The sequence below is a fragment of the Rhodoplanes azumiensis genome (assembly GCF_042682915.1).
Classification (GTDB): Bacteria; Pseudomonadota; Alphaproteobacteria; order Rhizobiales; family Xanthobacteraceae; genus Rhodoplanes; species Rhodoplanes azumiensis.
Map to the genome: position 1 here is coordinate 166,500 of NZ_JBHUIW010000006.1, position 9,605 is coordinate 176,104.

Genomic DNA, 9,605 nt, shown 5'->3' on the forward strand with positions numbered 1-9,605 from the left:
GATGACGCCGCGCACCGTCCGGGTCTGGTCGTGGGTTCATCGCTGGAGCAGCCTGATCTGCACGGTGTTCGCGCTGCTCTTGTGCCTGACCGGGCTGCCGCTCGTCTTTCACGACGAGCTCGGTCCGAGCCCGCGGCTCGCCGACGTGCCGGCCGATCGGCCGCCCGCCTCGGTCGATGCGATGATCGCGCAGGCCATGGCGGCCCGACCGGGCCACGTCGTACCGTACCTGTTCTTCGATCGCGACCGGCCGATCGTGAAGGTGCCGACCGCGCCGCGCATGACGACGGAGCCGGCGGCGTTCCATTATCTCGTGTTCGACACCCGCACCGGCGCGGCGCTCGACGTCTCGCAGCCCAACCAGGGCTTCATGAACGTCATGCTGCGCCTGCATCTCGATCTGTTCGCCGGCGTGCCCGGCACGCTCTTTCTCGGCGGCATGGGGCTGCTGCTGGTCGTCGCGATCGTGTCGGGCGTCGTGCTCTACGGACCGTTCACCCGCCGCCTCGATTTCGGGACCGTTCGCCGCGGCGGCAGCCGGCGGCTGAAGTGGCTCGACCTGCACAACCTGTTCGGCATCGTCACGCTGGCGTGGTTCGGCGTGGTCGCCCTCACCGGCGTGATCAACACGCTCGCGGCGCCGATCGAGCTCGCCTGGCAGGCCGGCCAGCTGGTCGAGATGGCGGCGCAGGCCAAACCGGCTTCGGCCCCGGCACCGTCCGAGCATGAACGCGACCGCGGCCAGCGCGCTTCGATCGACGCGCTGCTGAACAACGTCCGCGCCGCCGTGCCCGGCATGGCGATCACGACGGTCGCGTTTCCGGGAACACCGTTCTCGACCGAGGCTCATGTCGCGATCTTCCTGACCGGCGACACGCCGATCACCAGCCGCGTCCTCAAGCCGGCGCTGGCCGACGCGGCGACGGGGCAGGTGATCGCGGTGCGCGACATGCCGTGGTACGCGACGATGCTGTTCATGTCGCAGCCGCTGCATTTCGGCGACTACGGCGGGCTGCCGCTGAAGATCCTCTGGGCGCTCTTCGACGTCGCGACCATCGTGGTGCTGGTCAGCGGCTTGTATCTCTGGTGGCCGGGGCGACGTCGGTCGTCGGCGGACGTGGCGTCCGGCACGGAGCACGAAACCAGGCCGGTTCCGGCCGAGGTGGTCGAATGAGGGCGCCGGATAAGGCCGTGCGGCAGTGGCGGTGGCCGATCGTGTTGGCCGTGTCGACCCTGGTCGGGCTGCTCGCGGCGCTGATCGGCGGGGGCGGCGTCTGGTGGGCCGTGTCCTGGGCGGCGCTGGCGAGTCCGCTCGTGGTCCTCGTCGTCTGCCTGATCCCGCACGACCGGCGGGCCGCCAGCGGCCTCCCCCCGCTTCGACGAACCGAGCTCACCCCGCCCTGAGAAACGTCACGGCGGTGTCGTCGTAGACGCGGCGTTCCAGCTCCGCGAAGCCGTCGAGCGCCGGCAGGGGGGCGTCGGCCGCCTCCTCCACCACGATCAACGCCTCGGGCCGGAGCCAGCCGCCGTCGCGGGCGGCGCTCAGCGCGGGGACGGCGAGGCCGCGGCCGTAGGGCGGATCGAGGAATACCAGCGAGAACGGCGGCATCGGGTGGGCGATGCCGAGCTTCGTCGCGTCGCGGCGGTAGATCTTCGTCACGCCACCGAGCCCGAGGTTCTCCACGTTCTGGCGGATCAGGGCGCGCGCCTCGGCGCCGTCGTCGACGAACAGCGTGAAAGCGGCCCCGCGCGACGTCGCCTCCAGGCCGAGCGCGCCGGTGCCGGCGAACAGGTCGAGGACGCGGCCGTCCGCGACCGGATCGCCATAGGCGTGCATCAGGATGTTGAAGAGCGACTCGCGCAGACGGTCGGCGGTCGGCCGGATCGCGGCCGAGCGCGGACCTGCGAGCAACCGCCCGCGCAGCCGGCCGCCGACGATGCGCATCAGCCGCCCCGCGGCCCGGAGCGAGACCCGCCCGGCCGCCCGCCACCGCGGCCGCCCGGCTTGCCGCCGGAGGGCTTGCCGCCGAAGGGCCGTCCTCCGGACGGCTTGCCACCGGACGGCTTGCCACCGGACGGCTTGGCGCCGAACGGCTTGGCACCGGACGGCTTGCCGCCCGACTTGAAGCCGCCGGGCTTGCGGTCGCCGAACGGCTTGCGGTCGCCGAACGGCTTTCCGCCGCCTTCGCCGCGGGGCCGGAACGGCCGGTCACCGGCCGGCTTGTCGCGGAACGGCTTGCCGCCCCCCTCGGACCGCGCCCGGAACGGCCGATCGCCCTGCGGCCGGTCGCCCTCGCTGCGCTCGCGGAAGGGACGCTCCCCCTCGGCGCGTTTCCGGAACGGCTTGTCGCCGGCGGGACGCTCCCGGAAGGGGCGATCGCCGGCGGGGCGCTCCCGGAACGGCCGATCACCCTCGGCCCGTGCCCGGAAGGGCCGGTCGCCCTGCGGCCGGTCGCCCTCGCTGCGCTTGCGGAACGGCTTGTCGCCGGCCGGACGTTCCCGGAAGGGGCGCTCGCCCACGGCGCGCTTCGGCCGGAACGGCCGATCACCTTCGGCACGCGCCCGGAACGGGCGATCACCTTCGCTGCGCGCTCGGAACGGGCGATCGCCCTCGGCGCGCGACCGATAGGGGCGGTCGCCCGCGACGCGGTCGCGGCGCGGACGGTCGTCGCCGCTGCGCTCGCGGAACGGCTTTCCACCGGCCGGCCGGCCACCACCGGCGACGCGGTCGGGCCGGTCGCCAGCCGGCTTGCCGCGGAAGGCGCGCTTGGGCGGCGCCGCCCCCTCGGGCTTCGCCTCGCCGAACCGCTCGACCAGCACCTTGCGGCCCTTGCGGTCGGTCAGCAGGCCGGCCCGCTTCGGGCCGGTCGGCTCCTCCCGCGACGGCTTGCCGGTCTCGCTGCGCTCGCCCTTGTAGTGGGTGCGCAGCGGCGAATCCTCCGAGCGCCAGGCATGGCCACGGCGCGGTCGGCCGACCGGCGGCTCCAGCGGCTCGTCGCGGTCGCGGCGGCGGAAGCGCGGCTTGTCGCCGCCCGCATCGAAGCGGCCGGGACCGCCACGCCCGCCAGGGGCGCGTTCGTCGCGGTCGCGGCCGGCGGGGCGCCGCTCGTCGCGGCCGCGCGGGCTGCGGGCATCGCCGCGCTCGGCGCGCGGACCCGGCGTGCCGCGGGCGCCGCGGGCGGCGCGCTCGCGCCGGTCCTCCTCGGAGGGCGCGCGCGGCGTGATCGGGCCGGAGAAGTCGCAGCCGGCCTCGGCGGCCAGCCGCTCGCCGAGCTGCTCGCGCAGCACCCGGGTTCGGACCTCCTCGATGTCGCCGTCCAGAAGCTCGCCGAGTTGGAACGGGCCGTAGGAGACGCGGATCAGCCGGTTCACCTGCAGGCCGAGCGTGTCGAGGACGTTGCGGACCTCGCGGTTCTTGCCCTCGCGAATGCCGATCGTGATCCACACATTGGCACCCTGGCTGCGGTCGAGCGTCGCCTCGATCGGGCCGTACTGGATGCCGTCGACCTCGAGGCCGTTCTTGAGCCGGTCGAGCTGGGCCTGGTCGACCGAGCCGTGGGCGCGCACGCGATAGCGGCGGAGCCAGCCGGTCGACGGCAGTTCGAGCTGGCGGGCGAGGCCGCCGTCGTTGGTGAGCAGCAGCAGGCCCTCGGTGGCGATGTCGAGACGGCCGACGCTGATCAGCCGCGGCAGATCCTCGGGCAGCGAGTCGAAGATGGTCGGCCGGCCTTCCGGGTCGAAGCTCGTCGTCACCAGGCCGACCGGCTTGTGATAGAGGAACAGCCGCGTGCGCTCGGCCGCCGGCAGCGGCTCGCCGTCGACCGTGATGCGGTCCGTCCGGGTGACGTCGAGGGCCGGCGACGTGATCACGCTGCCGTTGACGGCGACGCGGCCGGCTTCGATCCACGCCTCCGCGTCGCGGCGCGAGCACAGGCCGGCGCGCGCCATCACCTTGGCGATGCGCTCGCCGTCGGGCGGGGCGGGGCGCTGCGCGGGCGCGGTCTCGGGCGCTGAATCGTCTCGGGGCTTGTCCGGCATGGTCTCGATCTTGGATAAGGAGCGAGCCTGATAGCAGAGTTCGCGCGCGGGAACGAGCCGTGACGAGAATTCGTCATGGCCGGGCTCGTCCCGGCCATCCACGATCTTTGTCCCGATTCGGCCCGGCGTGGATGCCCGGCACGAGGCCGGGCATGACGAGGGCAGAGGGTGTGGCGGCCGAGAAGACCTCCTTCATGGATCTGGCGCTCGCCGCGGCGCGCGCGGCGGGCGACGCCGGCGAGGTGCCGATCGGCTGCGTGGTGGTGCGCGACGGCGTCGTCGTGGCAGCGGCCGGCAACCGCACGCTCGCCGACCGCGACCCGACCGCCCATGCCGAGATGGTGGCGATCCGCGCCGCCTGTGCGGTGCTCGGCTCGGAGCGGCTGCCCGACTGCGACCTCTACGTCACGCTGGAGCCGTGCCCGATGTGCGCGGCGGCGATCTCCCTCGCCCGTATCCGCCGATTGTATTATGCCGCCGGCGATCCCAAGGGCGGCGCCGTCGAGAGCGGCGTCCGGCTTTTCGCGTCACCGACCTGCCACCACCGCCCGGAGGTCTATTCCGGCATCGGCGAGACGGCGGCGGCGGAGATTTTGCGGCGGTTTTTCAGGGAGCGGCGGTGAGGGGCGGCCTCGTCGGACGGCCGCCGAGGTTATTCCCCTGGCAGCCAGGGGTTCAGAACTCGGACGCCCAGAGGCGCGAAATCCCGCACGTTCCGCGTCACGACCGTCATGTCGTGGACCAGTGCCGTGGCGGCGATGAGAGCATCACGTTCGGCACGCGGGTCGGGCACATGGAGGCGGGCGCACTGCCGGGCGACTGCGAGGTCAACTGGTACGAGGCGATCGTTGAAGTCGGGGAGAAGGTTCTGGTCGATCCATCGCCGCAATGCGTCGGCTTGCTCCGGATCCTTCCGTTCGAGACGCAGAGCGCCGACCGCGATTTCCATGATTGTGATGACGGAGAGATAGAACCGCTCGATATCCATGCCGGCGGCCCATTCGAGGACGTTGGGGTCTGCCCGTCGGGGTCGCCGGAGTTCCGATAGGATGTTGGTGTCGAGCAGAAACATCAGTCGAAATCGACCGGCTTGATGAAGCCTTGGAGCTTCGGCGGATCGAATTCGAAATCGGCGTCGTCACCAGGCTGAGCCACAGCCTCCGCCAGGCTCATGACACGGCCGGCCCGACCCACCAGCCGGTTGTAGTCGTCGATCGACAGCAGCACGTGCGCCGGCCGGCCGCGGTCGGTAATGAAAACGGGGCCATCGGCCGAAGCCTTCTTGGCTTTGCTGGTGTCCTGGTTGAACTCGCGGCTCGTCATGGTGGTACGCATCGTCCACCTCCTGGGTCCAGCGTGCATTCCAATGTAGAAACGTTACTACAATCGCGCAAGATGTGGGCAGCCGTCACCCCTCCAGCAACGCCGTCAGATCCCGCTTGATGTCGTCCTTGATGGCCTCGCCGGCCCGGATGATCGCGATCGCCTGGAGGAAGTCGAGGAGACGGAAGATCGCCACGTTGGGGCGGATCAGGAGGTCGGGCCGCACCCGCTTCAGCTTCTCGGCGACGAGGGCGTGGCCCATCACGGTAAGGGTGGCGAACACCGAGTCGAACGCCTCCGGCACCGCGGTGTTCTCGCGCGGGGCCGTGGAGCAGTCGACCGCTACGACCACGTCGGCGCGGCCGGCGAGCTGGGTGAAGGGCAAGGGATCGACCGCGGCGCCGTCGACCAGCACGCGGCCGCCATATTCCACCGGGCGCAGCAGGCCCGGGATCGCCATCGAGGCGGCGATGGCCGGCCGCAGGGGCCCCTCGGAGAACACCACCTCGGCCTGGCCGAACAGGTCACTGGCGACGACCAGGAGCGGGATCGTCAGGTCCGAGAACGACTTGGGGATCGCCTCGGGCAGGAAGGCGGCGCAGAACTTCGCCGGATCGAGCAGCACCGGGTTGTGGCCGAACGGCACCTTCAAGAGGCTCGACCAGGCGAAGCCGGCGGCGCGGGTGCCGAGCAGCCGGGTGATCAGCGCGCCGCGATTTTCCAGCGTCGCGATGACATGGCGGCGCAGCGCCCGCGGGCTCATCCCGGCCGCGTAGGCGGCGCCCATCAAGGCGCCGATCGACGAGCCCGAGATGGCGACCGGCTTCACGCCGAGCTCGTCCAGCGCCTCGAACACGGCGATGTGGGCGAGCCCCCGCGCCCCGCCGGCGCCGAGCGCGAGCGCGAAGGTTTTCATGGCGTCTGCCGATCGCCCGACGCCGTCATGCCCGCGCTCGTCGCGGGCATCCACGCCTTCACGGCAAGTCCGCAAACACGTGGATGGCCGGGACGAGCCCGGCCATGACGGGGCAGGGAGTCCGACTGTTCGAACGAGCCCCTCACGGGCCCTCCGTGAAGAACGCCAACAGCGCCTTTTGGGTCGCGGCGGGGCTTTCCTCCTGCGGGAAGTGGCCGGAATCGATCGGTTCTCCGCGCACGTCGTTCGCCCAGTCGCGCCAGGTGGCGAGCGGCGCGTTCTCGCTCGGGATTCCCTTCGCGCCCCACAGCACCAGCATCGGGCAGGCGATCTTTCGGCCCGCCGCGCGGTCGGCCTCGTCGAAGGCGAGATCGGTGGTGCGGCCGGCCCGGTAGTCCTCGCAGCTCGCGTGGATGCGCAAGGGATCCTGGAACGCCGCGCGATAGTGCGCCAGCGCGCGCGGATCGAACGGGGTGAGATCCTTGGTGCCCGACCAGCTCGCGATCTTCCAGTCGAGGTAATAGATCGGATCCTTGCCGATCATGGTCTCCGGGAACGGCGCCGGCAGCGCCAAAAAAGTCCAGTGCCAGACCTTGTAGGCGAGCGTCTGGTCCATGGTGTGCCACATCGCCCAGGTCGGGACGATGTCGATCACGGCGAGCTTCTCCAGTCGTCCCGGATGGTCGAGCGCGAGCCGGTAGCCGACCCGGCCGCCGCGGTCGTGGCCGACGAGCGAGAAGCGCGCGTGGCCGAGCGCCTCCATCAGGTCGATCATGGCGGCCGCCATGGCGCGCTTGGTGTAGGGCGCGTGGTCGGGCCCCGAGCGCGGCGCCGCCGACCAGCCGTAGCCCGGCAGATCCGGCAGGATCAGCCGGAAATGCTTCGCCAGCGCCGGCGCGACCTTGTGCCAGATCACGTTCGACTGCGGATAGCCGTGCAGCATCAGGAGCGGCGGCCCGCTGCCGCCGGAGCGGGCGAACAGCTTGCCGGCACTGGTGTCGATCCAGTGCGACTCGAAGCCGGGATAGAGGTCGGCGAGATCGGACATGGGACTCTCCGCGAAAGCGGTTTCGGTCAGGGGCGCCAGGCCGGGACGATGTCGGTTTTCGCGAAGTCGTCGCCCTTGAAGAGAAGGGTATCGTCACGCGCTTTGGCGAGCGCATAGGTAAAGCAATCGCCGAAATTCAGTGCTGCCGGATGACGCCCGCGGCCGTAACGAAGGAAACTCTGGCGAACCAACGCGCCCTGGTCCGCGTCCACACCGGAGATCTCGACGCCATAGTCCGTCAGCAGCCCCTCCAGCCGTTCAGCCTCGGCTTCACGGCGCTTTCCGCACAGGACGATCGTCGCCTCGACAACCGCTACGACCGACATCACCGAGGTGGGCACGCTCAGGATGATCTCTTCGAAAACGGATCGCTCGTCCTCGCCGAGCAGAATGGCCATCAGAGCGGACGTATCGACAACCATCAGGTCGGCAACCCGTTCTCGTCGTAGCCGACGATCTCGTCGGCGGTCAGATTCTCGTTGATCCTCGGCAGAGAGTCGAAATAGGCGAGGGTCTCTCTGATCCGCTTCCTGCGTGCAGCGAGATCGTTGTCCAGCCTCTCCTCGGCCGGACGGGTCGGCAGCTCCGCCAGCCGCACATCCACGGCGTGGGCGACGGCCGCCTGCGGCGTCTCGCCGGTCCGTTCGGCGAGCTCCCTGATCTTTGCCTCGATCTGTGGATCGTCGATGACGATTCCCATCGGCGGCTCCTCCGGGTTGCAGCAGCCCCGATTATATAGGCGCCGCCGGCAGCCTGTCGAAGCCGCCCTGTCGAAGCCGCGCCCTCGGCCGGGCCGTGCCCGGCCCTCACCCGCGCCGGGCGAGCCCCTTGGCGCCGATGTCGCGGCGCCAGAAGCCGCCCGGCCAGCGGATCTCGCCGATCGCCGTGTAGGCGGCCGCGCGCGCCTCGGCGAGCGTCTTGCCGGTCGCGCCGACGTTCAGCACCCTTCCGCCGACGGCGACGATCCGGCCGTCCCGCTCGGCCGTGCCGGCGTGGAAGATCTCCACGTCGTCGACCGCCATGGCGTCGCTCAGGCCGTCGATGACGCTGCCCTTCTCGTAAGCGCCGGGATACCCTTTGGCGGCCAGCACCACCGTGATGGCGGCGGCGTCGTTCCAGTCGAGCGACACGTCCCTCAGGGTTCCGTCGCAGGTGGCGACGAGCGCCGGCACGAGATCGGAGTCGAGCCGCAGCATCAGCACCTGGCACTCGGGATCGCCGAACCGGCAATTGTACTCGATCAGCTTCGGCCCCTCGGCCGTGATCATCAGGCCGGCGAACAGCACCCCCTTGTAGGGGCAGCCCATGGCGGCCATCGCCTTCAGGGTGGGGCGAATGATCGCGTCCATGGTGCGGGCCGTGATCTCGGGCGTCATCACCGGAGCCGGCGAGTAGGCGCCCATGCCGCCAGTGTTCGGGCCGACATCGAGATCGAAGGCGCGCTTGTGATCCTGGGCCGAGGCGAGCGGCAGCGCGGTCTCGCCGTCGCACAGCACGAAGAACGACGCCTCCTCGCCGGCCAGGAACTCCTCGACCACGACGCTCGCCCCGGCGGCCCCGAGCGATCCGGAGAACATCGCGTCGATCGCGGCCTCGGCCTGGCCGATCGTCTCGGCGACGACGACGCCCTTGCCGGCGGCGAGCCCGTCGGCCTTGACGACGATCGGCGCGCCCTTCGCGCGGACATAGGCCTTGGCGGGCGCCGCGGCGGTGAAGACCTCGTAGGCGGCGGTCGGGATGCCGTTCGCCCGGCACAGCGCCTTGGTGAAGCCCTTGGAGCCTTCGAGCCGCGCCGCCGCGGCGGTCGGGCCGAACGCCCGGATCCCGGCGGCCGTCAGGGCGTCGACCAGGCCGGCGACCAGCGGCGCCTCGGGGCCGACCACCACGAGATCGACGGCGTTGCCGCGGCAGAAGCCGATCACGGCGTCGGTGTCGACCGGGTCGAGGGCGACGCAGTCGGCCTCCTGGGCGATGCCGGCGTTGCCGGGGGCGCACCACAGGCGATCGACGAGGGGGCTCGCCGCGATCTTCCAGGCGAGCGCGTGCTCGCGTCCGCCGGAGCCGAGAAGCAGGATGTTCATGCGCGAGGGGCCGCCCGGGTTCGTCAGGATGTGACGGCCTGTCTTACAGGAGGCGCCCCGCATCGCAACCCGTCATGCCCGCGCGCGTCGCGGGCATCCACGTCTAATACCGTGTGTTCGGCCAGATCGTGGATGGCCGGGACGAGCCCACGGCTGTCCGGCACGGATTGTGCTTGAAGAGGTGCACGGCATTGATTCT

General features: G+C 71.1%; 12 protein-coding genes. 3 read left to right on the forward strand and 9 right to left on the reverse strand.

The features are described from left to right. The first annotated feature begins 1 nt into the window (after position 1). A complete protein-coding gene (locus ACFSOX_RS08035) occupies positions 2-1,174 on the forward strand; it encodes a PepSY-associated TM helix domain-containing protein (protein WP_378477279.1) in 1,173 nt (390 codons plus the stop codon). Then, entirely contained in the window at positions 1,171-1,404 is a 234-nt protein-coding gene (locus tag ACFSOX_RS08040) for a hypothetical protein (RefSeq protein ID WP_378477280.1), read from the forward strand. The genes ACFSOX_RS08035 and ACFSOX_RS08040 overlap by 4 nt, the downstream gene beginning before the upstream one ends. Here ACFSOX_RS08040 and rsmD read toward each other — a convergent pair. Both rsmD and ACFSOX_RS08050 read right to left on the reverse strand, forming a co-directional pair. After that, on the reverse strand, positions 1,391-1,945 hold the full coding sequence (gene rsmD, locus ACFSOX_RS08045) for a 16S rRNA (guanine(966)-N(2))-methyltransferase RsmD (protein ID WP_378477281.1): 555 nt from the start codon (positions 1,943-1,945) through the stop codon (positions 1,391-1,393). The two genes, ACFSOX_RS08040 and rsmD, sit on opposite strands and share 14 nt — an antisense overlap. Then, positions 1,945-4,038, reverse strand: a complete 2,094-nt coding sequence (locus ACFSOX_RS08050; protein WP_378477282.1) for a pseudouridine synthase — start codon at positions 4,036-4,038, stop codon at positions 1,945-1,947. The genes rsmD and ACFSOX_RS08050 overlap by 1 nt, the downstream gene beginning before the upstream one ends. Before the next feature lie 152 nt (positions 4,039-4,190). Here ACFSOX_RS08050 and ACFSOX_RS08055 point away from each other — a divergent pair, with 152 nt between their 5' ends. Then, positions 4,191-4,661: a nucleoside deaminase gene (locus ACFSOX_RS08055; RefSeq protein WP_378477283.1), complete on the forward strand. Its 471-nt coding sequence runs from the start codon at positions 4,191-4,193 to the stop codon at positions 4,659-4,661. 29 nt (positions 4,662-4,690) lie between these two features. Here the strand turns inward: ACFSOX_RS08055 and ACFSOX_RS08060 are convergent, their stop codons facing one another. From ACFSOX_RS08060 to purD, 7 genes are all read right to left on the reverse strand, one after another. Continuing rightward, positions 4,691-5,110: a type II toxin-antitoxin system VapC family toxin gene (locus ACFSOX_RS08060; protein WP_378477284.1), complete on the reverse strand. Its 420-nt coding sequence runs from the start codon at positions 5,108-5,110 to the stop codon at positions 4,691-4,693. Further along, positions 5,110-5,373 (reverse strand): type II toxin-antitoxin system Phd/YefM family antitoxin, encoded by a 264-nt coding sequence (locus tag ACFSOX_RS08065; protein WP_378477285.1) that lies wholly within the window; start codon positions 5,371-5,373, stop codon positions 5,110-5,112. The genes ACFSOX_RS08060 and ACFSOX_RS08065 overlap by 1 nt, the downstream gene beginning before the upstream one ends. A gap of 73 nt (positions 5,374-5,446) precedes the next feature. Continuing rightward, positions 5,447-6,277, reverse strand: coding sequence for a patatin-like phospholipase family protein (locus tag ACFSOX_RS08070; RefSeq protein ID WP_378477286.1), 831 nt, complete (start codon positions 6,275-6,277; stop codon positions 5,447-5,449). A 142-nt stretch (positions 6,278-6,419) separates the two neighbouring features. Continuing rightward, positions 6,420-7,325: an alpha/beta fold hydrolase gene (locus ACFSOX_RS08075; protein WP_378477287.1), complete on the reverse strand. Its 906-nt coding sequence runs from the start codon at positions 7,323-7,325 to the stop codon at positions 6,420-6,422. A 26-nt stretch (positions 7,326-7,351) separates the two neighbouring features. Then, a complete protein-coding gene (locus ACFSOX_RS08080) occupies positions 7,352-7,747 on the reverse strand; it encodes a type II toxin-antitoxin system VapC family toxin (RefSeq protein ID WP_378477288.1) in 396 nt (131 codons plus the stop codon). Next, positions 7,747-8,025, reverse strand: coding sequence for a type II toxin-antitoxin system VapB family antitoxin (locus tag ACFSOX_RS08085; protein WP_378477289.1), 279 nt, complete (start codon positions 8,023-8,025; stop codon positions 7,747-7,749). The genes ACFSOX_RS08080 and ACFSOX_RS08085 overlap by 1 nt, the downstream gene beginning before the upstream one ends. Before the next feature lie 106 nt (positions 8,026-8,131). Next, complete coding sequence (gene purD, locus ACFSOX_RS08090) at positions 8,132-9,406, reverse strand: phosphoribosylamine--glycine ligase (RefSeq protein WP_378477290.1); 1,275 nt, start codon at positions 9,404-9,406, stop codon at positions 8,132-8,134. Positions 9,407-9,605: the final 199 nt, after the last annotated feature.

Coding starts and splice junctions, on each gene's coding strand:
- ACFSOX_RS08035 (WP_378477279.1), top strand. CDS start 2: ATGACGCCGCGCACCGTCCGGGTCTGGTCGTGGGTTCATCGCTGGAGC.
- ACFSOX_RS08040 (WP_378477280.1), top strand. CDS start 1,171: ATGAGGGCGCCGGATAAGGCCGTGCGGCAGTGGCGGTGGCCGATCGTG.
- rsmD (WP_378477281.1), bottom strand. CDS start 1,945: ATGCGCATCGTCGGCGGCCGGCTGCGCGGGCGGTTGCTCGCAGGTCCG.
- ACFSOX_RS08050 (WP_378477282.1), bottom strand. CDS start 4,038: ATGCCGGACAAGCCCCGAGACGATTCAGCGCCCGAGACCGCGCCCGCG.
- ACFSOX_RS08055 (WP_378477283.1), top strand. CDS start 4,191: ATGACGAGGGCAGAGGGTGTGGCGGCCGAGAAGACCTCCTTCATGGAT.
- ACFSOX_RS08060 (WP_378477284.1), bottom strand. CDS start 5,110: ATGTTTCTGCTCGACACCAACATCCTATCGGAACTCCGGCGACCCCGA.
- ACFSOX_RS08065 (WP_378477285.1), bottom strand. CDS start 5,373: ATGCGTACCACCATGACGAGCCGCGAGTTCAACCAGGACACCAGCAAA.
- ACFSOX_RS08070 (WP_378477286.1), bottom strand. CDS start 6,277: ATGAAAACCTTCGCGCTCGCGCTCGGCGCCGGCGGGGCGCGGGGGCTC.
- ACFSOX_RS08075 (WP_378477287.1), bottom strand. CDS start 7,325: ATGTCCGATCTCGCCGACCTCTATCCCGGCTTCGAGTCGCACTGGATC.
- ACFSOX_RS08080 (WP_378477288.1), bottom strand. CDS start 7,747: ATGGTTGTCGATACGTCCGCTCTGATGGCCATTCTGCTCGGCGAGGAC.
- ACFSOX_RS08085 (WP_378477289.1), bottom strand. CDS start 8,025: ATGGGAATCGTCATCGACGATCCACAGATCGAGGCAAAGATCAGGGAG.
- purD (WP_378477290.1), bottom strand. CDS start 9,406: ATGAACATCCTGCTTCTCGGCTCCGGCGGACGCGAGCACGCGCTCGCC.